Here is a 22,431-nt window from a genome sequence, read left to right on the forward strand (position 1 = left end):
ACGCTCTGCGTCCGCTTTTGGGACGCGGAGCGTCCCTGGCTGCATTCCCACGCAGAGCGTGGGAACGATCATCAAAAACCAATGTGGGAGCGGGCTTGCTCGCGAATGCAGTGGATCAGCCAACATTTCTGTTGAATGAAAGACCGCTTTCGCGAGCAAGCCCGCTCCCACAGGGTTTAGCAGTGGTTCAGGGATTGCCGATCAGGCTTCGAGACCGAGAATGTCGCGAGCAACGGCCTCGGCAATCCGAATCCCATCCACACCCGCCGACAGAATCCCGCCGGCGTAGCCCGCGCCTTCACCCGCCGGGAACAGGCCTTTGACGTTCAAGCTCTGCATCGATTCGTTACGGGTAATCCGCAGCGGCGACGAGGTGCGGGTTTCGATCCCGGTCAACACGGCGTCATGCAGCGAGTAACCACGAATCTGCTTCTCGAACGCCGGCAAGGCTTCGCGAATCGCTTCAATGGCAAACGCCGGCAAGGCCAGGGCCAGATCCCCCAGGGCCACACCCGGTTTGTAGGACGGTTCAACGCTGCCCAGTTCGGTGGACGGCTTGCCCGCAATAAAGTCGCCGACCAGTTGCGCCGGGGCTTCGTAGTTGCTGCCGCCGAGCACAAAGGCGTGGGATTCCAGGCGTTCTTGCAACTCGATGCCGGCCAGCGGGCCGCCCGGATAATCGACTTCCGGGGTGATGCCGACGACGATCCCGGAGTTGGCGTTGCGTTCGTTACGCGAGTACTGGCTCATGCCGTTGGTGACCACGCGGCCCGGCTCGGACGTCGCCGCCACCACAGTGCCGCCCGGGCACATGCAGAAGCTGTAGACCGAACGGCCGTTCTTGGCGTGGTGCACCAGTTTGTAGTCGGCGGCGCCGAGTTTCGGGTGGCCAGCGTATTTGCCCAGGCGTGCGCGGTCGATCAGCGACTGCGGGTGTTCGATGCGGAAACCCACCGAGAACGGCTTGGCTTCCATGAACACGCCACGGCCGTGGAGCATGCGGAAAGTGTCACGGGCGCTGTGGCCGAGGGCCAGGATCACGTGTTTGGAATGGATCTGCTCGCCGCCGTTAAGCTCGACGCCGACCAGTTGCCCGTCCTCGATCAACACGTCGGTAACCCGCTGCTGGAAACGCACTTCGCCGCCCAGCGCACGAATCTGCTCGCGCATGTTTTCCACCACGCCGGTCAGACGGAACGTACCGATGTGCGGTTTGCTGACGTAGAGGATTTCTTCCGGCGCACCGGCCTTCACGAACTCATGCAGGACCTTGCGGCCGATGAATTTCGGGTCCTTGATCTGGCTGTAGAGCTTGCCGTCGGAGAACGTCCCCGCGCCGCCTTCACCGAACTGCACGTTGGATTCAGGGTTGAGCACGCTTTTGCGCCACAGGCCCCAGGTGTCCTTGGTACGCTGGCGCACTTCGGTGCCGCGTTCGAGGATGATCGGCTTGAAGCCCATTTGCGCCAGCAGCAAACCGGCGAAAATCCCGCACGGGCCGAAACCGACGACGATCGGCCGTTGCTGCAAATCGGCCGGTGCCTGGCCAACGACTTTGTAGCTGACATCCGGAGCGACGTTGACGTTACGGTCATCGGCGAACTTGTGCAGCAACGCCGCCTCATCCTTGGCGGAGAGGTCGATGGTGTAGATGAAGCACAGTTCGGAGGATTTTTTGCGCGCATCGTAGCTGCGCTTGAACAAGGTGAAATCGAGCAGGTCATCACTGGCGATGCCCAGGCGCTGCACGATGGCAGGGCGCAGGTCTTCTTCGGGATGGTCGATCGGCAACTTGAGTTCGGTGATTCGTAACATGACAGGACCCGGTTCGCGGGGCGCACAACTGCGCCAAGGCGTTTGAAGGCGGCGATTATAAGCCCCAAACGCCGGTCCCGTGAGGCAAAAACGATCAGTCGTTACGCGAGCCGCCGAAATACCCGCAGCCGCGCTGCACTTGGCCGTCGATCCGCAGTTCGGCACTCATGTGCTGGATGCTGCCGGTGCTGCTGTCGACGCAACGATTGGGCGCGACCCACAGTTCAATGTGCTTGCCATTGGCTTCGCTGCTGAGGTTGAAACGCCCATCGCCCAGTTGCTCTTCGACGTAGGGCACCGCCAGTGGTGGCTCGCCGGCACGGTCGATGGCCATGCCCTTGCCGCTGACCTTGACGTTCCACTCAGGGCCATGGCCGGCGGCGCGCAGGATCAACAGTTTGAAATTGGGATCGTCGCACGCCGTGCCCGAACGTTCGACGCGGTACAACTGCGCAAGGTCGAGGCTGCTTCCATTGATCTTGCCACGCACGTCGGCGAACAACTTGCCCTGGTCATCCGCCAGGCTCGCGGCCTCTTGCAGCACGCTGGTGCCGCCCGTGTCGTTGACTACTAGGCTGCGCGATTCATTGCACGGCTGGAACATCAGCTTGCCGTCCGCCGCAGTCAACTGTCCCTGCATGCGGGTCTGCCCCGCGTGAGAGACGCTTTGCCGCGGACCATCAAACAACTGGCACGCGGCAAACAACGGAAGCAGGGCAACGAGGACAAGGGAACGGGCAACACGCATCTTTGGTTCTCCAGACAAGTGCCGCCACGTTACGCAGCATGACCGTTCATCACAACCCCGCCTTTCGACGATCCCCCTGTAGGAGCGAAGCTTGCTCGCGAAGGCGGCTGAACATTCAACATGGATGTTGGCTGACACACCGCCTTCGCGAGCAAGCTTCGCTCCTACAGGGATTGGGGTGGTCTTAGCCGACGTGAAAAGTCTGACCGGTCTGCAGGCCTTCGACACTTTTGGCGTAGGCCAAAGCCACATCGGCTGCCGGAACCGGCTTATAGCCGCGGAAGTACGGGGCGTAGCTGCCCATGGCTTCCAGCAGCACGGTCGGGCTGATCGAGTTCACGCGCAGGCCACGGGGCAATTCGATGGCGGCGGCGCTGACGAAGCTGTCCAGCGCGCCGTTGACCAGGGCCGCCGAAGCGCCGCTGCGGATCGGGTCGTGGCTGAGTACGCCGGTGGTGAAGGTGAACGAGGCGCCGTCATTGGCGAATTCGCGGCCGATCAGCAGCAGGTTGACCTGGCCCATCAGCTTGTCTTTGAGGCCCAGGGCAAAGCTGTCCGAGGTCATTTCGTCCAGCGGGGCGAACGTCACGTTGCCGGCGGCGCAGACCAGTGCATCGAACTTGCCGGTTTGTTCGAACAGCTTGCGGATCGAGGCGCTGTCGCTGATATCCACATGAAAATCACCACTGTTGCGGCCGATGCGAATGACTTCGTGACGTTGCGACAACTCTTTGTCGACCGCCGAACCGATGGTGCCGCCGGCGCCTATCAAAAGAATTTTCATCGTGCTGTTTCCTCGAAATGGTTGAACGAGGTTTCAGTCTAGAGTGGATTTTTCCATTGATAAGCGCGCTAATGGGCAACCTTTGGTTTTCAAATGGAAACAATCCTTGAGCGAAATGGATGACCTGGCGGCGTTCGCCATGTTGATCGAAGCCGGCAGTTTTACCCTGGCCGCCCAGCAATTGGGGTGTAGCAAGGGGCAGCTGTCCAAGCGGATCAGCCTGCTGGAATCGCGGTTTTCCGTGGTCTTGCTGCAACGCACCACCCGCCGCTTGAGCCTGACTGCAGCGGGAGCGGCTCTGTTGCCCCAAGCCCAGGCGCTTGTCGTCCAAGTGGAGCGGGCGCGTCAGGCTTTGGCTCGACTGAAGGATGACATGGCCGGTCCGGTGCGGATGACGGTGCCGGTGTCGTTGGGAGAAACCTTCTTCGATGGCCTGCTGCTGGAGTTCTCCAGCAAATACCCCGAAGTGCAGATCGAGCTGGACCTGAGCAACAATTTTCGCGAGTTGTCCCGGGACGGATTTGACCTGGCGGTTCGCTCAGAAGTGGGTAACGACGAACGCCTGGTGGCCCGGCCGCTGCTGGCCTGGCACGAAATGACCTGCGCCAGCCCGGCCTACCTCGAGCAATTTGGCGAACCGCTAACGCCACAGGCGTTGGCCGAACACCGTTGTGTGCTCAACAGTCACTACAGTGGCCGCGAAGAATGGCTCTATCACCAGCAACACGAACTGCTTCGGGTTCGGGTGTCCGGACCGTTCGCCAGTAACCATTACAGCCTGCTGAAGAAAGCCGCGCTGGCCGGCGCCGGCATTGCGCGGTTGCCGTCGTACCTGCTGCAAGCGGAATTGGCTGACGGCCGTTTGCGCTGGCTCCTGCGCGATTATCAGACCCGTCGTATGCCGATGTACCTGGTGCATCCGTATCAGGGTGGGTTGCCCAAGCGTACGCAAGTGCTGGCGGACTATTTGATCGGCTGGTTCAAGCGCAGTGGTGAGGCGTTGGACAGACTCCAACACACCCCATAACCCTGTGGGAGCGGGCTTGCTCGCGAAGGCGTCGTGTCAGGCAACATCTACATTGACTGACCCACCGCTTTCGCGAGCTCACCCGCTCCCACATTTGGATTTGCAAATAGGTTGATGGAAGTGTTCGGAATAAACAGAAATTGCTGATCGTGAAAGGTTATCCAGACCTGTTATTTCTGACAGTAGAAAACCACCGCAACGGGCAATACAGTGATGTCAGGCGAAAACGCCAGGTCGGAGGGCGGGTCATCGGATGAACAGGGAGTCAAAAAAATGGAAAGCGTGGAAGAGCGTATAAAACAAATAACGTGTGAGTTATTGGGTATAGAACCAAAAGACCTGACGAATACCTCCAGTTTTGTTGAAGACTTGAAGGCAGATTCCCTGGACGCCGTTGAACTTGTCATGACTTTTGAAGAGGAATTCTTGATAACGATCCCGGATGAAGAGGCTGTAAAACTCACAACCGTTCAGAAAGTAATCGACTACATAGAGCACCAGTTGAGCCTGTAGCGGCTGCAAGTTGCAGCGAAAAAAAACGGCCCTAAGGCCGTTTTTTTGTTCACCGCAAAACCTCAACCACCCAAGTACGCTTCCCGCACTTTCGGGTCAGTCAGCAGCGCTTCACCCGTGCCTTGCATCACCACCCGGCCGTTCTCCAGAACGTAGGCGCGGTCAGCAATCTTCAGCGCCTGGTTGGCGTTTTGCTCCACCAGGAACACCGTCACACCGTCCTTGCGCAGTTGTTCGATGATGTCGAAGATCTGCTGGATGATGATCGGCGCCAGGCCAAGGGACGGTTCGTCGAGCAACAGCAGCTTGGGCTTGCTCATCAGCGCACGGCCGATGGCGAGCATTTGCTGTTCGCCGCCGGACATGGTGCCGCCGCGTTGGGCAAAACGCTCTTTCAGGCGTGGGAAAAGTCCGAGGACCTTGTCCATCTGTTCCTGATAGTCGCCCTTGTCGGTGAAGAAGCCGCCCATGGCGAGGTTTTCTTCCACGGTCAGGCGCGCAAACACCCGACGACCTTCCGGCACCACCGCAATGCTCTTGCGCATGATTTGCGCCGAGCTTTGCCCCACGAGTTCTTCACCCATGTACTTGATGCTGCCGCTGTGGGCTTGCGGTGAACCGCACAGCGTCATCAGCAGGGTCGATTTGCCCGCGCCGTTGGCGCCGATCAAAGTGACGATTTCGCCCTGGCGGATTTCCACGTTGACGTTGTGCAGGGCCTGGATCTTGCCGTAGAAGGTGGAAACGTTTTCGAATTGCAGCATTTACGCTTCCCCCAGGTAGGCTTTGATCACTTCAGGATTGTCGCGGATCTGTTCCGGCGTGCCGTTGGCCAGGGGCGTGCCCTGGTTGATCACGACGATGTGGTCGGAAATGCTCATGACCAGCTTCATGTCGTGTTCGATCAGCAGCACGGTGACATTGTGCTCTTCACGCAGCATGCCGATCAGCGCCTTGAGGTCCTCGGTTTCCTTCGGGTTCAGGCCGGCCGCCGGTTCGTCGAGCATGAGGATCCGCGGACGGGTCATCATGCAACGGGCGATTTCCAGGCGACGTTGCTGACCGTAGGCCAGGGTTCCGGCGGTACGGTTGGCAAATTCCTTGAGGTTGACCTTGTCCAGCCAGTACTCGGCGAACTCCATCGCCTCGCGTTCGCTCTTGCGGAACGCAGGGGTCTTGAACAGGCCGGCCAGGAAGTTGGTGTTCAAGTGACGGTGCTGGGCGATCAACAGGTTCTCGACCGCCGTCATGTCCTTGAACAGCCGCACGTTCTGGAAGGTCCGCACCACGCCTTTGCGGGCGATCTCGTGGCCGGGCAGGCCCTCGATGGCCTGCCCGTCGAGCAGGATGCTGCCGCCGCTCGGCTTGTAGAAACCGGTCAGGCAGTTGAACACGGTGGTCTTGCCGGCACCGTTCGGGCCGATCAATGCCACGACCTGTTTTTCGTGCACGGTCAGGGCTACGCCGTTGACCGCCAGCAAGCCGCCGAAGCGCATGCTCAGATTTTCGACTTTAAGGATCTCGCGGCTCATTTGCGCAGCTCCATGTGAGGACGTTGCATGGGCAGCAGACCCTGAGGACGCCAGATCATCATCAGCACCATCAAGGCGCCGAACATCAACATGCGGTATTCACTGAACTCACGCATCATTTCCGGCAGCAGGATCATCACCACGGCGGCGAGAATCACGCCGAGCTGCGAGCCCATGCCACCCAGTACGACGATGGCGAGAATGATCGCCGACTCGATGAAGGTGAAGGACTCCGGGGTCACCAGACCCTGACGGGCTGCGAAGAAACTGCCGGCAAAACCGGCGAAGCTTGCACCCAGGGTGAAAGCCGACAGCTTGATCACCGTAGGGTTGAGACCCAGCGCACGGCAGGCGATTTCGTCTTCACGCAGCGCTTCCCATGCACGACCGATCGGCATGCGCAGCAGGCGGTTGATGACGAACAGCGCGCCGAGGGCCAGCAACAGGGCAACCAGGTACAGGAAAATCACCTTGTTGATCGAGTTGTATTCCAGGCCGAAGTACTCGTGGAACGTCTGCATGCCTTCTGCCGCTTTACGCTCGAAGGTCAGGCCGAAGAACGTCGGCTTCTCGATGTTGCTGATGCCGTTCGGGCCGCCGGTGATGTCGGTCAGGTTACGCAGGAACAACCGGATGATTTCACCGAAGCCCAGGGTCACGATCGCCAGATAGTCACCGCGCAAGCGCAGTACCGGGAAGCCGAGCAGGAAGCCGAACGTTGCCGACATCAGGCCGGCAATCGGCAGGCAGACCCAGAAACTCCAGCCCAGGTAGTGCGACAACAGCGCATAGCTGTAGGCGCCGACGGCGTAGAAACCGACGTAACCCAAGTCGAGCAGACCGGCCAGACCGACCACGATGTTCAGGCCCAGGCCGAGCATCACGTAGATCAGGATCAGGGTCGCGATGTCCACCGCGCCGCGTGAACCGAAGAATGGCCACACCAGGGCACCGATGATCAACGCAATGATGATCCAGCGCTGGGTAGTCGGCAGGGTCAGGAAGTTACTGGCCTTGGCCGGAATCAACGGCATGTTGGGCGAGGATTTCCAGGCCTTGCTGATCGGGTCGTTGAACATCACCCGCAGGAACATCAGTACCGAGCAGATCGCAATGATCGCCAGGGTCATGTTGCTGGTGCCGTGCACTTCAAGATTGATGCCGACGATGGTCAGTTTCAGACCGAGTACCGGGTAGGCCACAGCCCAGACCAGCAGAGCGCTGAAGAGCGCCTGTTTGAGATTCCTAGTCATACTTTCTCAACCTCCGGACGGCCCAGAATGCCGGTCGGACGGAATAACAGCACCAGAACCAACAAGCCGAATGCCACGACGTCCTTGTACTGGTCGCCGAAGATGTCGGCACCAAAGGCTTCCGCCACCCCCAGCACCAACCCGCCGAGCATGGCGCCGGGGATGCTGCCGATACCACCCAATACTGCGGCGGTGAAGGCCTTGAGGCCGACGAGGAAACCGGCGTTCGGGTTGATCACGCCGTATTGCATGCTCAGCAGCACGGCCGCGATGGCCGCCAGCGCAGCACCGATGACGAAGGTCAGGGCGATGATGTTGTTGGTATTGATCCCCAACAGGTTGGCCATCTTGATGTCTTCGGCACAGGCGCGGCAGGCGCGACCCAGGCGAGAGCGGGAGATGAACAGCGTCAGGCCGAGCATGGCGATCAGGGTCACCACGAACACCACGATCTGCATGTAGGAAATCAGCACTTCATGTGCGCCACCTGGCCCGAAGGAAAGATTACCGGGGATCAGGTTGGGGATGGATTTGTCCTTGGAGTCTTGCGCCAGCAGAACGGTGTTCTGCAGGAAAATCGACATGCCGATGGCCGAGATCAGCGGAATCAGACGGTTGCTGCCACGCAAGGGGCGGTAGGCAATCCGTTCGATGCTGTAGCCGTAGGCACTGCAGACGACGATGCTCGCGATAAAACCGGCGGTCATCAAGAGAGGGACACTGTCGAGTCCCATCATGGCCAGGCCTGCGATGGCGATGAACGCCACGTAGGAACCGATCATGTACACCTCGCCGTGGGCGAAGTTGATCATTCCAATGATGCCGTAAACCATCGTATAGCCGATGGCGATCAAGGCATACGTGCTGCCAACGGTCAGGCCGTTAACCAGCTGCTGGAAGAAGTGATAGATGTCAGGCATTACAGCGCTCCTAAAAACCTGATACGCATTTCACTGGTGGAGTCATTTTCCCGCTCGAGCCCCGTGGATCTGCATCCACTTCGAATTCGAGGTTTGCCAGCGAACCGCTGATGACGGTTTTGAGATTTTCAGGTGGGGAGACTGGCGGATCACGCCAGCGCGGCCCAATACGTTCGTAAAACAAAGCCCACGGCACGCCGTGGGCTTTATTGGCAGTCAGTCAGGCAACGCCTTACTGAGGCGAAACTTCAGTTTTAGGTTTGCCGAAGTGCCACTCGTAAACCACGAATTTGAAGTCTTTCAGGTCGCCCTTGGCGTCGAAGCTCAGGTCGCCAGTCGGGGTTTTGAACGAACCTGCGTGGATGGCAGCAGCCACTTTGGCAGGGTCTTCGCTCTTGGCAGCAGTGATACCACCGGCGATGACTTCAACAGCCGAGTAGGCCGGGAACACGAACGGACCGCTCGGATCTTCTTTCTTGGCTTTGAACGCGTCAGCCAGGGCGACGTTGGCCGGATCCTGGTCGAAGGATTTCGGCAGGGTCACCAGCAGGCCTTCGGAAGCGTCCTTGGCGATCTGCGAAATGGAGTCGTTACCCACGCCTTCCGGACCCATGAACTTGGCTTTCAGGCCTTTTTCCTGGGATTGACGCAGGATCAGACCCAGCTCCGGGTGGTAGCCGCCGTAGTAGACGAAGTCGACGTTGGCTTGCTTGAGCTTGGAGATGATGGAAGAGAAGTCTTTGTCGCCAGCGTTGATACCTTCGAATACGGCAACTTTTACGTTTTTGCTTTCGAGGGTTTTCTTCACGGCGGTGGCGATGCCTTCACCGTATTGCTGTTTGTCGTGCAGCACGGCAACGATTTTCGGTTTGACGTGATCGGCGATGTAGTTACCGGCGGCAGGGCCCTGGGCGCTGTCCAGACCGATAGTACGGAAGATCATTTTGTAACCACGGGCGGTGATGTCCGGGCTGGTGGCAGCCGGGGTGATCATGATCACGCCTTCGTCTTCGTAGATGTCCGAAGCGGGTTGGGTGGAGCTGGAGCACAGGTGACCGACCACGAACTTGACGCCGTCGTTGACGACTTTGTTCGCTACAGCCACGGCTTGTTTCGGATCGCAGGCATCATCGTATTCAACAGCTTCGAGCTTCTTGCCGTCGACGCCGCCCTTGGCGTTGATTTGTTCGATGGCCATTTTGGCGCCACTGAACTGCATGTCGCCGTATTGGGCTACCGGGCCGGTTTTAGGGCCGGCGATACCGATCTTGATGGTGTCAGCTGCGAACGAATGGCTGGCAACCCCGGCCAGAACCATAGCGGCAAACAGTTTGGAAATCTGCTTAGTAGCCTTAGTCATAGTGCTCCACTCTTACTGTTGTAGTTTTTATAGTCCTGGCGCCGTAGCAGCAGAACCGGGTCAGATATCTTGGATATCCTCCGGAAAATGCCCCCGGCAACTGTACCGGTACAGTGTAGAGCGCCGATTGTCAGCCTGGGAAGGCAGCGCCGGGGGGCAAAACCTGAGGGTGTCGCTTTTTTGAAAGAAATATACAGAAATGCGGCGGGTTGTTAGCTGGCTAATCGCTTGATTCATCAGCATTCCTTGGCTTTCCTGCGCTTTTCGTTCGGTGACTCAATTGCATCCGGGTTTTTCTGCCGGACCACCGACGTTATCATTCGCGTCGATTTCTTTTCCGGACAGGACCCATGACTCAAGAACCTAGCACCCTCTATGCCAAGCTGCTTGGTGAGACCGCATCTATTACATGGAAGGAACTGGAACCGTTCTTCGCCAAGGGTGCCCTATTGTGGGTCGACCCAAGCCTGGATTTGATCGCCGCCGCCGAGGCCGTGGCCACGGATGAAGGCGAGAAAGTCGCTGCCTGGCTGGCCGCCGACAGCCTCGCCAAGCTCTCTGAAACGCGGGCGCTGGATCTTTTCGAACGCGATCCCGAGCTGTGGGCGGTGGTGGTTTCGCCGTGGATTCTGATCCAGGAAAGGGCGACGAGCTGACATCGCGCACCAAACAAGTGCGCTGCTCTGCCGGTTAAAAGTGTGTAGGCGAGTAGCGTGATGGCATGTTGCCGTAGAGAAAGGCCACAGAAGGGTCTTGAAGAGGGTGACGTAAGCGTAACGGGAACAGTTTTGAGAGCAGCCTGAGGGCTGCTTAATTGTTTCTGGATGTGATCGTTGTGATCGTTCCCACGCTCCGCGTGGTAATGCAGCCCGGGACGCTCCGCGTCCCAAAAGCGGACGCGGAGCGTCCATTGATGCATTCCCACGCAGAGCGTGGGAACGATCAAATTAGCGGTGAAGTTGAGGCCGCCATCGCGAGCAAGCTCGCTCCCACAGGGACCGCGTTCCGTCTGGAGGAATGCGCTCCTTGTGGGAGCGAGCTTGCTCGCGATTGGGGCGACTCGGTCTTGCGCTTGGTTTAGAAGGTTTTACCAGTGTGGTTATTGAGGGAAATAACCTTGGTCTTGCCAATCCGGTGCCGGTAGATCTCACGCAGGTACTTGATCGCTTTCTTCACGCAATCCCGTGACAGGCGAATGTCGTTGATCGACACAAACTTGTCCTTGTCGCTGATCAGCTCGCGGTACTTCTTCTCGTACATCGGCTTGATCGCGTACCAGTTGGTATCGAGGATCTTCGCCGGGTTTTCGAATTCGTTAAGCAACTCGTCAATCAAGTCTTCGTTGAAGTCTTCATGGATGATGAAGTCGAGGATCGAGTTGTCCAGGGTTTCGTCGAAGCGGTACGGGTTCTTCGCGAAGCAGCGCTTGATGAAGGCCACGATCAGGGTCAGGAAGTCGTCCGACAGGCACGGGCTCTTGGCGATCAGCGTGGTCAGGGACAGGTTGGCCGAGGCGCCGATCACCAGTGCATAACGCTTGAGCGTGGTGTTCGGGAACAAACTGTTGAGGTGGGTCTTCAAGCGGTTGAGGTCCATGTAGGACAGCTTGTAGTCCTTGGGCAGCGACACGATCGACACCACCGACGAGCAGTTCTTGAAGAAGTGCAGGTCGTGCAACGCGGCCGCGTCATAACCGGAATTCTTGTACTGCTCCAGCGAGGCGCGATAGCGCTTGGATTCGATCGGCAGCAGGCTGATGCCTTCGATGGCCTGGGTGACCTTGTTGAAGTGCGGCAGGTCGATGGAGCGGAAGAACAGGTCGTCGATGTTCAGGCGCTGCGGCTCTTTATCGAACACCTTGAACTTGTCGCTGCTCGGCGCCGGAGTTTCCGGCACCACGGACTCGGCGTAGGCAATCGCCACCGGGCCGGCCAGGCTCATGAACAGGTCGTTGGCATCCAGGCGAATGGTTTCGCCGATGTCGATGCCGGCGCGTCGGAAATAGTTCTGGTCGTAGTCAGTCGTGACCGCTTGCGCCGTCAGAATGTTGAAGATCTGCTGCGAGATGTATTGGTTGGCGTGCTTTTCCATCGCATTGACATCAATGTTCTGGATGTTGCCGTCATCGCTTTCTTCGGCGTAACGCATGATGTCGTTGGAGATCAGCATCATCGCGTTCCAGGGGCGGATCCGCCCCATGACGCTGGCTTCGCTGCTGTCTTCATTGTCGAAGTTGTACGAAAAGTCCCATTCCTCCGACAGGTATTTGCACAGCAGGCGCCCGGCGTTGATGTGCAGCGCCTCGGACATTTCGCTGCGGTGGTCGGAAATGTTCGGCAGCACGCAGATGCCGCTGGTGAAGATCGGCTCGAAGACAAAGGCGTGGCCGCTTTTGCTGTCGTGCTCGTCCATCGGCTTGGTGTCGAACGTCTTGTTCATGTAGGAGTGTTGCTGGGCCAAGCCGAATTCCGAGGCCATGCCCGAACCCGTACCGCCGCCGGCGCTGAAGATCGAGAAATACAGGCGCGACTGGTTGGCCTTGATCCCGCAGCTGTCGATCAGGTACGAGTGGATCATCTTCCAGTCCGGGCTGGAAAAACGCTGGGTGTCCTTGTTCAGGATGATCTTGGCCAGGTACTGGCCGAGGATCGGCGCGTTACCGGCGCCACCGGCGTGGACTTCCGACAAGTCCATGATTTTCATTTTGCTGTAGTCGCGCAGGAAGCCGCTTTTTTCGCCCTTGCGCGAGAAACGGATGCGCCCGGCGATGTCTTTGTCCAGGTCGCCGAGCATCACCAGCGGTTCGACCAGGAACACCGGTTTGGTGGCCTTGTTCGGCCCCAGGCGCAGGTTGTTACGAATCCACTGCGCCGGGCTGTAGCCTTTTTCGGCGTAGCGTTTGTCCGGCGACAGGCGATCTTCGTTGTTGAATTCGTTGAGGTAGAACTTGCGCGCGTTGTACACCAGTTCGGCGACGTCCAGCGCGATGTTCGAACCGCAGCGGCCGAGGCCGATCAGGCACACCGACGGGAATTCCTGTTCGCTGTGCTGTTCGCTGTCGCCTTCCAGGTGCGGTGGACGCGGGAACACCATGTCGCGCAGGCCATCGAGGTTATCGAGGATGCGGTCGGTGTTGGTTTCGGTGAAGTACAGGTACTGCTGGGTTGCCAGCGGACGCGATTGGATTAATGGCTTCGACGATGACGGGCTGTTGGCCGCCGGGCTCAAGGTCAGATCGGATACCGCAGTGGCCGGATTGTTTTTAGAGGTCATTGTGCGCCATGTACCTGGACTGGTTGGCTCGACGACAAGGCGTCATCGAACTTCACGGAATGGGATCTCGCGTCTTTTTGCGCGCGTATTTTGCCCAAGCGACAGGGCGTTGGCTGGTGCGCCGCTCGGGGGAGTCCTTTCCTGATTTATGATGGATCGGCCAGTATTCGGCGATCTTTAATCAAAAGGAGGCAAAATGATGGCCGCTCTACCTTCACTGGGATTCGCCGGGATTGGCCTGATGGGCTTGCCGATGTGCCGGCGCTTGCTGGCCGCGGGCTATCCGCTGACGGTGTGGAATCGCAATCCCGACAAGTGCGCGCCACTGGTGGAAGCGGGGGCGCGGCAGGTGGCGACGCCTGCTGAGCTGTGCGCACAGGCAGATGTGGTGATGCTGTGCCTGGCTGACACAGCGGTGGTGCGCGAAGTGGTGTTTGGCCCCAATGGCGTTGCCGCCGGTGGGAAAAGTGGACAGTTGCTGGTGGATTTTTCCAGCCTGGAACCCACCGCCACCCGGGAAATGGCGACGGCGCTGGCCAGTCAATCCGGCATGGCTTGGCTGGATGCGCCCGTGTCGGGCGGGGTGGTCGGCGCGGAGGCGGGGAGCCTGGCGATCATGGTCGGCGGCGATGCGACGGATCTCGAACGCGTGCGGCCGGTTTTGCTAAGCCTGGGCCAACGCGTGACGCACATGGGCGCCGTCGGTGCCGGTCAGGTGACCAAGGCTTGTAATCAGATGATCGTCGCCTGCAATGCCCTGGTGATTGCCGAAGTGGTGGCTCTGGCGGAACGTTCCGGGGTCGATGCCAGCCTGATCGCCCAAGCGTTGGCCGGCGGTTTCGCCGACTCAAAACCCTTGCAGATCCTCGCCCCGCAAATGGCCGAAAGCCGTTTCGAACCGGTGAAATGGCACGTGCGCACGCTGCTCAAGGACCTGGACACGGCAGTGAAGTTTTCCCGGGAACAGGGCTCGGCCACGCCAATCAGCGGATTGGCCGCACAATTGATGCGCCTGCATGGGGGCCAGGGCTTTTTGGAAAAGGATCCGTCAACGTTAGTGCAGTTATACCGCGAGCCAGGGTCAACGGACTGAGTACGTGGGATTGCTTGCGCTGGTTGATTTCGTTCAGCACCGGGCGCAGTTCTTCCAGCGGCACCGGGCGGCTGAGCAGGTAACCCTGGACGAAATCGCAGCCATGGCGTTCAAGAAATTCGTATTGCTCTTGAGTCTCGACGCCCTCGGTCACCACCTGCAAATGCAGGGTGTGGGCCATGACGATGATCGCCTGGACGATCTCCATGTCCGGGGTGGCCTTGGGGATGTCCTGGATAAACGAGCGATCGATCTTCAGCGTATTGAGCGGCAGGCGCTTGAGGTAGGCCAGGGATGAATAACCGGTGCCGAAGTCGTCGATCGACAGCGACACCCCGAGGGCGCGAATCTGCCGCAGCAGCACCAGGGTATTGGCGATGTTGCCCATCAGCGCGTTTTCCGTGACTTCCAGTTCCAGGCGTTCGGGCGCGACACCGGTGATGCGCAGGACTTCTTCGATTTCGTCGGCCAGGTCTTCCCGCGCCAGGTTCAGCGGCGAGCAGTTCACCGCGATTTTCAGGGCTTCGCAGCCACTGCGGGATAACTCGCCCAAGTCTTCGCAGGCCTTGCGCAGCACCCAGTTGTCCAGTTCGGCGATCAACCCGTTGGCCTCGGCGATGGCGATGAAACGGTCCGGGGCGAGCAAACCATGGATCGGATGTTGCCAGCGAATCAGCGCTTCAAGCTTGGTGACCTGGCCGCTTTTGAGCTCATAGATAGGCTGGTAATACAGCTTCAGCCCGGTGTCTTCGCGCAGGGCATGGCGCAGTTCTTCTTCCAGTTGCAGCTCCAGGGTGGCCCGGGTGCGCAGGTTGGGGCTGAAAAAATGCAGGCTGTTGCGCCCGCTGCCCTTGGACTGGTACAGCGCCAGGTCAGCGTTTTTCAGCAGTTCTTCACAGGTCTTGCCGTCTTCGGGAAACACGCTGATACCGATGCTGGTGGTCATGACCATGCGCCGGCCGGACAGCTCGATGGGCTCCTTCATTTTCAGCATGATGCGCTGGGCCATCTGCCGGGCTTCTTCACGGTCGTGCAGGCCGATAAGGATGCAGAACTCGTCGCCGCCGAAGCGCGCCACCACATCGTCATGGCTGCGTACCGAGCCTTTGATGTGGCTGGCCAGGACCTTGAGCAATTCATCGCCGGCGTCATGGCCCAGGCTGTCGTTGATGCGTTTGAAATGGTCGATGTCGAGGAACATCACCGCCAACATGCCGCCTTCACTGGTTTTCTCGATCAGTTTTTCGGCAAAGATCTGATTGAAGCCACGGCGGTTGATCAGGTTGGTCAGGGCGTCGTAGTGCGCCACCTGTTGCAGGGACATGCGCGCCTGGTCCAGTTGACTGAGCAGGGTGTTGACCCGGCGCAGGTCGTGTTCCTTGTTTTGCAGTTTTTTGTCGGCCAGGGCCGCGCTGATGCAACTGCCGATGATCAACAGGGTCATGATCGCCACCGTCAGGCCCAGTTGCATATGGTTATTGTCCCCGGGCAGCGCCGGCAGGCTGCCAGCGGGCAGCACCAGGGTCAGTGCTGCCATGCCGGTGAAATGCATGCTGACAATGCCGGCACCGAGCACCAGGCTGGCGGTGAATTTGAGCAATTGATGATACAAACCGGTGCCATCGCGCAGTCTGCTGGAAATCAACAGGGCGGCGAGACTGGCGCCGATGGCAATGACGATGGAGAGGCCGAACAGGAGCGGGTTGTAGTAGGCCGTCGCCACCGAACGCATGGCGGTCATGCCCACGTAGTGCATGGTCGCGATGCCCAGGCCGATCCACACCGCGGCGCGCAGGTATTGCCAGAAACCGAGGTCAGGATGGCTGAGCGTGTGCATCGCCAGCCACGAAGCGGTCAGGGCGAATATCAGCGAAAGCAGGGTGACGGGCAGTTGGTAGTGAATTTCCACCGGTGCCTGGAACGCCAGCATGCTGATGAAATGCATGGCCCAGATACCGCCCGCCAGACAGCCGGCACCGACCCAGCGCCAGAGCCGCTGGGAGCCTGGCTTTTCCACATGGCCGACCCGTTCGGTCATGTCCAGCGTGGCGAAGCCCGCCGCACACGCGACCACATAGGCCAGCAGCACCAGAAAGGGGTTGTGGGTGCAGTTGAGTACGACTTGCCCGCCTTCTGGCAGCTCGGTAAGGAACTGCAAACCAAGCCACTCCATTGCATGCCCCGTCTCTGAGTCATCCTGGTCGGCGCCATGGGCGCCGGCGAATGCTTTGGAGTATAGAGGTCATGTACAGAGCGCAAGCCGTGATGGCACGGTGACGCCAATGATTTCGGTATGAGGTTGATAGCGATTGGCGCTAAGCGTCAGGCGCTCTGTTCATAGGGTATTTCAAACTCCGGTTGCAGGGCTGGCAGCCCGAATGCCGCCCGCGCGGCATCGCAATCTACGTTCGCCTCGCCGTTGGCCCACGAGGCATCGAACTCCCGGCAGGTGCTGGAGCGCTGCTCGTAAATCGAGCACTGCACGGTGCTGCCCACTTCCCCGACCAGGGCGGTGCAACGGGTCGGCTTGCAGTCGGTGCCGAGCATGGCGACCCGGCTGGGACTGATCGGCGCGACCAGATCGTCTGGCACCGTCCCCCCCGCCGAGGTGCATTCACCCCAGAAAAAAGACACGCGAAAATGAGAACAGCAGGCACCGCAATTCAGACACGGACTGGCTTCGGACATGGGCGATAGTCAAAGAGGGATGGGGGCAACGGTGGGGCGGATCAGGTCGCTATTCTAGGCTTCGGCCTGGACTTGGGAAGGGGGGCGCACAGGTATTTTTCAATGCCTGGTCGAGCCTTCCCAAACACCACCATTCCCCTGTGGGAGCGGGCTTGCTCGCGAAAGCGGCGGGTCAGTCAATGATGATGTCGCTGACACGACGCCTTCGCGAGCAAGCCCGCTCCCACAGTGGGCATGCGGTGTATGGGAAATTGCGGTTGGCATGGCTTGATATCAGGCTGGCGAATGATGACAGACACACCGCGCGCGCCTGACTAGATTGCAGTTTCCGGGGGCAGCGACGCCTTCATAACAATAAAAGAGACGGACCCCATGCAGAACTCGACCCAAGCGGCGAATGCCTGGCGCATTCTGTTCCTGCTGTTCCTGGCCAACCTGTTCAACTTCTTCGACCGCACCATCCCCGCCATCATCATCGAGCCCATTCGCATGGAATGGCACCTCAGCGACTTTCAACTGGGGATCATCGGCACGGCGTTCACCATCGTTTATGCGATTGCCGGCCTGCCACTGGGGCGCATGGCCGATACCGGTTCCCGGGCCAAACTGATGGGTTGGGGCCTGGCGGTGTGGAGCGGGCTGACCGCCGTCAATGGGCTGGTGGGCAGTTTCTGGAGTTTCCTGCTGGTGCGCATGGGCATCGGCATCGGCGAAGCCAGTTACGCACCGGCCGCCAACTCGCTGATCGGCGACCTGTTCCCGGCGCACCGTCGCGCCCGGGCCATGGGGATTTTCATGCTCGGGCTGCCGCTGGGCCTGCTGCTGGCGTTCTTCACCATCGGTTGGATGGTCAAGACCTTCGACAGTTGGCGCGCACCGTTCTTTATCGCGGCGGTGCCGGGGCTGGTCCTGGCGATCTTCATGTTCTTCATCAAGGAACCGAAACGCGGCGCGGCGGAAACCGTACAGGTTTCCCAAGAGCGCGTGGACCGGCCGATCCGCCGGGTGCTCGCGGTGCCGACGTTCCTGTGGCTGGTGCTGGCAGGGCTGTGCTTCAACTTCGCGACCTATGCCTGCAACTCGTTCCTGGTGCCAATGTTGCAGCGCTACTTCCTGATGCCGTTGCATGAAGCGGCGGTGGCCACGGGAGTGATCGTCGGCGTGACCGGGCTATTCGGCCTGACATTGGGCGGCTGGGTCGCCGACAAAATTCACCAGCGGGTGGCCAATGGGCGACTGTTGTTTGCTGCGTTCAGTTTGATCATCTCGACGGTGTGCACGGCGTGGGCGCTGCACGCCGGGCGCATCGAGATCGGCATGTTTGTCGCGGTGTTCAGCCTGGGATGGCTGTTTGCCTATAACTTCTACACCTGCGTTTATACGGCGATCCAGGACGTGGTCGAACCGCGCCTGCGGGCCACGGCGATGGCGCTGTTTTTTGCCGGGTTGTATTTGCTGGGCGGTGGCTTGGGGCCGGTGGTTGTGGGTGGCTTGTCCGATCACTTCGCCAACACGGCGATGCTGGCGGCGGGCGCCGAACAGATGACCGAAGCGTTCAAGGCTGTGGGCCTGCATGACGCGATGTACCTGATCCCGGTGGCGCTATTTTTCACCATGGTGTTTCTGTTCATGGCATCGCGGTGTTTTGTGCGCGATGCCAAGCGGATGAAGGATGGGTTGGTGGCGGTGAGTGAACCTGAGGGAGCAGTGGCGACTGCATAACCGCCTTCGCGAGCAAGCCCGCTCCCACTGATCGTTCCCACGCTCTGCGTGGGAATGCAGCCAGGGACGCTCCGCGTCCCAAGAGCGGACGCAGAGCGTCCGGGGAAGCATTCCCACGCGGAGCGTGGGAACGATCGGCAGATAAAAAAAGGCCCGCATCGCTGCGGGCCTTTTTTGTTTCAGCGGTGGAGCAGGGGGCTTAACCCGCCACCAACACCCGAATCGCTTCCAGTCGCAGCGCAGCCTTGTCGAGCATGGCCAAACCTTGCTCGCGTTGATTGCGCAGGGCCACCAGTTCGCTGTCGCGCACGGTTGGGTTGACCGCTTGCAACGCGGTCAGGCGCGCCAGTTCTTCGTCGGTGTCAGCCGCCAGGCGACGTTGCGCCTCAGCCACGCGCTCGGCGTGACGCGGGGCGATTTTCTCTTCGCCGGCGTTGATCCGTGGCGTCAGCTGATCGCGCTGGGCCTGGATAAATTTGTTGGCGCTGGCGCGGGGCACGCTTTCCAGTTGATCGTTCAGGGTTTCGAACGACACCCGGCCCGACAGGTCATTGCCATTGGCATCCAGCAGGCAGCGCAGGGCGGCCGGCGGCAGGTAACGGCCCAGTTGCAGCGAGCGCGGGGCAACCACTTCGCTGACGTAGAGCAGTTCCAGCAACACGGTGCCAGGCTTCAAAGCCTTGTTCTTGATCAGCGCCACGGCGGTGTTGCCCATCGAACCGGACAACACCAGGTCCATGCCGCCCTGCACCATCGGGTGCTCCCAGGTGATGAACTGCATGTCTTCGCGAGACAGCGCCTGGTTGCGGTCGTAGGTGATGGTCACGCCTTCGTCGTCGCCCAGGGGGAAGCTGGCGTCGAGCATTTTTTCGCTCGGCTTGAGGATCAGCGCGTTTTCCGAATGGTCTTCGCTGTCGATGCCGAAGGCGTCGAACAGGGTTTCCATGTAGATCGGCAGGGCGAACTGATCGTCTTGCTCAAGGATGTCCTCGACCAATTGATCGCCTTCGCCAGCACCGCCGGAGTTGAGTTCCAGCAAACGGTCGCGACCGGTGTGCAGCTCGGCTTCCAGACGCTCACGCTCGGCGCGGGCCTCGTCGATCAGCGCTTGCCACTCGCCATCATCGGCGTTTTCCAGCAGCGGCAGCAGGCGCGAGCCGAACTGATGCTGCAAGGCGTTGCCGGTCGGGCAGGTGTTGAGGAAGGCGTTCAGCGCTTCGTGATACCACTGGAACAGCCGCTCTTGCGGGCTGGTTTCCAGGTACGGCACGTGCAATTCGATGATGTGCTTCTGGCCGATCCGGTCCAGACGCCCGATCCGCTGCTCCAGCAGGTCCGGGTGCGACGGCAGATCGAACAGCACCAGGTGGTGCGAGAACTGGAAGTTGCGACCTTCACTGCCGATTTCCGAGCAGATCAGCACTTGCGCGCCAAATTCCTCGTCGGCGAAGTAAGCGGCTGCGCGGTCACGTTCGAGGATGTTCATGCCCTCGTGGAACACCGTGGCCGGAATGCCGGAACGCACGCGCAGGGCGTCTTCCAGGTCCATGGCGGTTTCGGCGTGGGCGCAGATCACCAGCACTTTGGTGCGCTTGAGCATCTTCAGGGTGTCGATCAGCCACTCGACACGCGGGTCGAATTTCCACCAGCGTTCTTCTTCGTTGGCGTCCGGCTGAGCCTGGAAGCTGACTTCCGGGTACAGCTCGGCGTGATCGCCCAGGGGCAGTTCGAGGTATTCGTCGGGGCACGGCAGCGGGTACGGGTGCAGTTTGCGCTCCGGGAAACCCTGCACGGCGGCGCGGGTGTTGCGGAACAGCACGCGGCCAGTGCCGTGGCGGTCGAGCAGTTCGCGCACCAGACGGGCGCTGGCTTCGACGTCGCCATCGTTGACGGCGGTGAGCAGGGCTTCGCCTTCGTTACCGAGGAAACCGTGGATGGTCTTGTGCGCTTCAGGCGACAGGCGCCCTTTGTCCAGCAACTCCTGAACGGCTTCGGCCACCGGGCGATAGTTTTCGCTCTCGGCGCGGAAGGCGTGCAGGTCATGGAAACGGTTCGGGTCAAGCAAACGCAGACGCGCGAAGTGGCTGTCCTGGCCCAGTTGTTCCGGGGTGGCGGTGAGCAGCAGCACGCCGGGAATGACTTCGGCCAGTTGCTCGACCAGCGAATATTCCGCGCTGGCCTTCTCTTCGTGCCAGACCAGGTGGTGAGCTTCGTCGACCACCATCAAGTCCCAACCGGCGGCGAACAGCGCGTCCTGGGCCTTCTCGTCGTCCACCAGCCACTCCAGCGCCACGAGCGCGAGTTGGGTGTCTTCGAACGGGTTGGCGGCATCGCTTTCGATAAAGCGTTCTTCGTCGAACAGCGCGACTTGCAGGTTGAAGCGGCGGCGCATCTCTACCAGCCACTGGTGTTGCAGGTTCTCTGGCACCAGGATCAGCACGCGATTGGCGCGGCCCGAGAGCAGTTGACGATGGATCACCAGGCCCGCTTCGATGGTTTTACCCAGGCCTACTTCGTCCGCCAGCAATACCCGCGGCGCGATACGGTCAGCGACTTCACGGGCGATGTGCAATTGGTGCGCGATCGGCTGTGCACGCACGCCGCCCAGGCCCCAAAGGGACGACTGCAACTGGCGGCTGGTGTGTTCCAGGGTGTGGTAGCGCAGGGAGAACCAGGCCAGCGGGTCGATCTGCCCGGCGAACAAACGGTCGCTGGCCAGACGGAACTGAATGAAGTTCGACAGTTGGGTTTCCGGCAGGGTCACCACTTCGTTCTGCGCGTTGAGGCCGTGGTAGACCAGCAGGCCATCGACATCGTCGACTTCCTGTACGGTCAGTTTCCAGCCTTCGAAGTGGGTGATCGAGTCGCCCGGCGAGAACCGGACACGTGTGAGGGGCGCATTCCGTAGCGCGTACTGACGAGTGTCGCCAGTGGCCGGATAGAGCACGGTCAACAAGCGGCCGTCCTGTGCCAGAACGGTGCCCAAACCCAGCTCGGCTTCGCTGTCACTAATCCAGCGTTGCCCCGGTTGATACTGCTGCGCCATGCTGCCTGACTCCCACCTTGAAAAAGCGGGCTATCTTAACGGAATGAGACCCTGAGGCCAAAGAATAACGCGCGTAGACACACGTAGGAGCTGGCGAAGCCTGCGATCTTTTGATCTTCGGGAACACCTGAGATCTACGGTGTCCGATTAAAAGATCGCAGCCTTCGGCAGCTCCTACAGTGCCAACCGGTTCACAAGTTTGCGACCGATGGCTCAAGTCGCCGCAGCAGCAGCCGACAGCCTGATGACAGGAGACCAAAAATTATGCTGCAACCGATGCTGCCCTTGAGTGCCGTGCCGATCACCTCACAGCAGGACCCGATCCGTCAGCGCCCGGACATTCCACCGGTCGTGCCGGTGCAGGAAAGCTCCAGTGAAAGCACGATCGACCTGCAAAAACGCGACCCGGAAGAGGCCGCCCTGCAACTGCGCGAGGAACAACGCCGTCGCCAGGAACAGGATCGCCGCCGCCATGAAGCCGATCAGGATCCGGAGGCACACCTGGCGATTCCCGGTGACGAACTCAATGCCGACAACACCGTACCGGTCGCGCCGCTCATTGAAGACGAGCCGCGCCAGGGACTTTGGGTCGATATCCAGATCTAGCTTGGCGCTTTGCACCTGCTGCGGGTCTTGAATTCCTCGCAATCCACCGTA

Annotated in this window: 18 protein-coding genes; 6 read left to right on the plus strand and 12 right to left on the minus strand. The window is 60.0% G+C overall.

Translation table 11 applies throughout. The features are described from left to right. Window positions 1–201: 201 nt before the first annotated feature. The 3 genes from BK665_RS12875 to BK665_RS12885 all read right to left on the minus strand — a co-directional run bounded on the left by BK665_RS12875 (window position 202) and on the right by BK665_RS12885 (window position 3,347). Window positions 202–1,815 carry an NAD(P)/FAD-dependent oxidoreductase gene (locus BK665_RS12875; RefSeq protein ID WP_123405981.1) on the minus strand — a complete coding sequence of 538 codons (1,614 nt, stop codon included), beginning with the start codon at window positions 1,813–1,815 and terminating at the stop codon, window positions 202–204. A gap of 94 nt (window positions 1,816–1,909) precedes the next feature. After that, window positions 1,910–2,563: a COG3650 family protein gene (locus BK665_RS12880; RefSeq protein ID WP_123405983.1), complete on the minus strand. Its 654-nt coding sequence runs from the start codon at window positions 2,561–2,563 to the stop codon at window positions 1,910–1,912. A 184-nt stretch (window positions 2,564–2,747) separates the two neighbouring features. Next, complete coding sequence (locus BK665_RS12885; protein WP_123405985.1) at window positions 2,748–3,347, minus strand: short chain dehydrogenase; 600 nt, start codon at window positions 3,345–3,347, stop codon at window positions 2,748–2,750. 106 nt (window positions 3,348–3,453) lie between these two features. Between BK665_RS12885 and BK665_RS12890 the strand changes: the two genes are divergently transcribed. Both BK665_RS12890 and acpP read left to right on the plus strand, forming a co-directional pair. Next, window positions 3,454–4,374 carry a LysR family transcriptional regulator gene (locus tag BK665_RS12890; RefSeq protein WP_123405987.1) on the plus strand — a complete coding sequence of 307 codons (921 nt, stop codon included), beginning with the start codon at window positions 3,454–3,456 and terminating at the stop codon, window positions 4,372–4,374. Between the two features lie 273 nt (window positions 4,375–4,647). After that, complete coding sequence (gene acpP / locus BK665_RS12900; protein WP_123405989.1) at window positions 4,648–4,887, plus strand: acyl carrier protein; 240 nt, start codon at window positions 4,648–4,650, stop codon at window positions 4,885–4,887. Between the two features lie 62 nt (window positions 4,888–4,949). Here the strand turns inward: acpP and BK665_RS12905 are convergent, their stop codons facing one another. The 5 genes from BK665_RS12905 to BK665_RS12925 form a co-directional block, all read right to left on the minus strand. Further along, a complete protein-coding gene (locus BK665_RS12905; RefSeq protein ID WP_092272120.1) occupies window positions 4,950–5,651 on the minus strand; it encodes an ABC transporter ATP-binding protein in 702 nt (233 codons plus the stop codon). After that, on the minus strand, window positions 5,652–6,419 hold the full coding sequence (gene livG, locus BK665_RS12910; RefSeq protein ID WP_123405990.1) for a high-affinity branched-chain amino acid ABC transporter ATP-binding protein LivG: 768 nt from the start codon (window positions 6,417–6,419) through the stop codon (window positions 5,652–5,654). It lies immediately after the preceding gene. Beyond that, complete coding sequence (locus tag BK665_RS12915) at window positions 6,416–7,672, minus strand: high-affinity branched-chain amino acid ABC transporter permease LivM (RefSeq protein ID WP_123405992.1); 1,257 nt, start codon at window positions 7,670–7,672, stop codon at window positions 6,416–6,418. The genes livG and BK665_RS12915 overlap by 4 nt, the downstream gene beginning before the upstream one ends. Then, a complete protein-coding gene (gene livH / locus BK665_RS12920) occupies window positions 7,669–8,592 on the minus strand; it encodes a high-affinity branched-chain amino acid ABC transporter permease LivH (protein WP_054046925.1) in 924 nt (307 codons plus the stop codon). Before livH ends, BK665_RS12915 begins: the two co-directional genes overlap by 4 nt. Window positions 8,593–8,824: 232 nt before the next feature. Beyond that, the gene (locus BK665_RS12925) at window positions 8,825–9,952 is read right to left on the minus strand and encodes a branched-chain amino acid ABC transporter substrate-binding protein (RefSeq protein ID WP_123405994.1); all 1,128 of its coding nucleotides are present in this window, start codon (window positions 9,950–9,952) and stop codon (window positions 8,825–8,827) included. 350 nt (window positions 9,953–10,302) lie between these two features. Here BK665_RS12925 and BK665_RS12930 point away from each other — a divergent pair, with 350 nt between their 5' ends. Continuing rightward, window positions 10,303–10,608 (plus strand): DUF2288 domain-containing protein, encoded by a 306-nt coding sequence (locus BK665_RS12930; protein WP_123405996.1) that lies wholly within the window; start codon window positions 10,303–10,305, stop codon window positions 10,606–10,608. Window positions 10,609–11,029: 421 nt separating this feature from the next. On the opposite strand, the gene BK665_RS12940 is transcribed toward BK665_RS12930, so the two are convergent. Then, on the minus strand, window positions 11,030–13,225 hold the full coding sequence (locus tag BK665_RS12940) for a hypothetical protein (protein WP_123406000.1): 2,196 nt from the start codon (window positions 13,223–13,225) through the stop codon (window positions 11,030–11,032). 196 nt (window positions 13,226–13,421) lie between these two features. Between BK665_RS12940 and BK665_RS12945 the strand changes: the two genes are divergently transcribed. Beyond that, the gene (locus BK665_RS12945) at window positions 13,422–14,318 is read left to right on the plus strand and encodes an NAD(P)-dependent oxidoreductase (protein WP_123406003.1); all 897 of its coding nucleotides are present in this window, start codon (window positions 13,422–13,424) and stop codon (window positions 14,316–14,318) included. Here BK665_RS12945 and BK665_RS12950 read toward each other — a convergent pair. After that, window positions 14,209–16,491 (minus strand): putative bifunctional diguanylate cyclase/phosphodiesterase, encoded by a 2,283-nt coding sequence (locus tag BK665_RS12950; RefSeq protein ID WP_123406005.1) that lies wholly within the window; start codon window positions 16,489–16,491, stop codon window positions 14,209–14,211. The two genes, BK665_RS12945 and BK665_RS12950, sit on opposite strands and share 110 nt — an antisense overlap. Window positions 16,492–16,640: 149 nt before the next feature. Continuing rightward, complete coding sequence (locus BK665_RS12955; RefSeq protein ID WP_123406007.1) at window positions 16,641–17,006, minus strand: YkgJ family cysteine cluster protein; 366 nt, start codon at window positions 17,004–17,006, stop codon at window positions 16,641–16,643. A 372-nt stretch (window positions 17,007–17,378) separates the two neighbouring features. On the opposite strand from BK665_RS12955, the gene BK665_RS12960 reads away from it, so the two are divergent. Next, a complete protein-coding gene (locus tag BK665_RS12960; protein WP_123406009.1) occupies window positions 17,379–18,728 on the plus strand; it encodes a spinster family MFS transporter in 1,350 nt (449 codons plus the stop codon). A 199-nt stretch (window positions 18,729–18,927) separates the two neighbouring features. On the opposite strand, the gene rapA is transcribed toward BK665_RS12960, so the two are convergent. Continuing rightward, complete coding sequence (rapA, locus tag BK665_RS12970; RefSeq protein ID WP_123406013.1) at window positions 18,928–21,774, minus strand: RNA polymerase-associated protein RapA; 2,847 nt, start codon at window positions 21,772–21,774, stop codon at window positions 18,928–18,930. A gap of 264 nt (window positions 21,775–22,038) precedes the next feature. On the opposite strand from rapA, the gene BK665_RS12975 reads away from it, so the two are divergent. Then, complete coding sequence (locus tag BK665_RS12975) at window positions 22,039–22,380, plus strand: aspartate-semialdehyde dehydrogenase (protein ID WP_123406015.1); 342 nt, start codon at window positions 22,039–22,041, stop codon at window positions 22,378–22,380. Window positions 22,381–22,431: the final 51 nt, after the last annotated feature.

The organism is Pseudomonas frederiksbergensis, from assembly GCF_003732665.1.
Taxonomy (GTDB): Bacteria; Pseudomonadota; Gammaproteobacteria; order Pseudomonadales; family Pseudomonadaceae; genus Aquipseudomonas; species Aquipseudomonas frederiksbergensis_G.

Bases quoted from the DNA above. Each gene is read 5' to 3' on its own strand.
- BK665_RS12950 (WP_123406005.1), bottom strand. From the start codon at position 16,491: ATGGAGTGGCTTGGTTTGCAGTTCCTTACCGAGCTGCCAGAAGGCGGG.
- BK665_RS12960 (WP_123406009.1), top strand. From the start codon at position 17,379: ATGCAGAACTCGACCCAAGCGGCGAATGCCTGGCGCATTCTGTTCCTG.
- BK665_RS12955 (WP_123406007.1), bottom strand. From the start codon at position 17,006: ATGTCCGAAGCCAGTCCGTGTCTGAATTGCGGTGCCTGCTGTTCTCAT.
- BK665_RS12975 (WP_123406015.1), top strand. From the start codon at position 22,039: ATGCTGCAACCGATGCTGCCCTTGAGTGCCGTGCCGATCACCTCACAG.
- BK665_RS12925 (WP_123405994.1), bottom strand. From the start codon at position 9,952: ATGACTAAGGCTACTAAGCAGATTTCCAAACTGTTTGCCGCTATGGTT.
- livG (WP_123405990.1), bottom strand. From the start codon at position 6,419: ATGAGCCGCGAGATCCTTAAAGTCGAAAATCTGAGCATGCGCTTCGGC.
- BK665_RS12875 (WP_123405981.1), bottom strand. From the start codon at position 1,815: ATGTTACGAATCACCGAACTCAAGTTGCCGATCGACCATCCCGAAGAA.
- BK665_RS12940 (WP_123406000.1), bottom strand. From the start codon at position 13,225: ATGACCTCTAAAAACAATCCGGCCACTGCGGTATCCGATCTGACCTTG.
- BK665_RS12915 (WP_123405992.1), bottom strand. From the start codon at position 7,672: ATGACTAGGAATCTCAAACAGGCGCTCTTCAGCGCTCTGCTGGTCTGG.
- rapA (WP_123406013.1), bottom strand. From the start codon at position 21,774: ATGGCGCAGCAGTATCAACCGGGGCAACGCTGGATTAGTGACAGCGAA.
- BK665_RS12945 (WP_123406003.1), top strand. From the start codon at position 13,422: ATGATGGCCGCTCTACCTTCACTGGGATTCGCCGGGATTGGCCTGATG.
- BK665_RS12885 (WP_123405985.1), bottom strand. From the start codon at position 3,347: ATGAAAATTCTTTTGATAGGCGCCGGCGGCACCATCGGTTCGGCGGTC.
- acpP (WP_123405989.1), top strand. From the start codon at position 4,648: ATGGAAAGCGTGGAAGAGCGTATAAAACAAATAACGTGTGAGTTATTG.
- BK665_RS12880 (WP_123405983.1), bottom strand. From the start codon at position 2,563: ATGCGTGTTGCCCGTTCCCTTGTCCTCGTTGCCCTGCTTCCGTTGTTT.
- livH (WP_054046925.1), bottom strand. From the start codon at position 8,592: ATGCCTGACATCTATCACTTCTTCCAGCAGCTGGTTAACGGCCTGACC.
- BK665_RS12905 (WP_092272120.1), bottom strand. From the start codon at position 5,651: ATGCTGCAATTCGAAAACGTTTCCACCTTCTACGGCAAGATCCAGGCC.
- BK665_RS12930 (WP_123405996.1), top strand. From the start codon at position 10,303: ATGACTCAAGAACCTAGCACCCTCTATGCCAAGCTGCTTGGTGAGACC.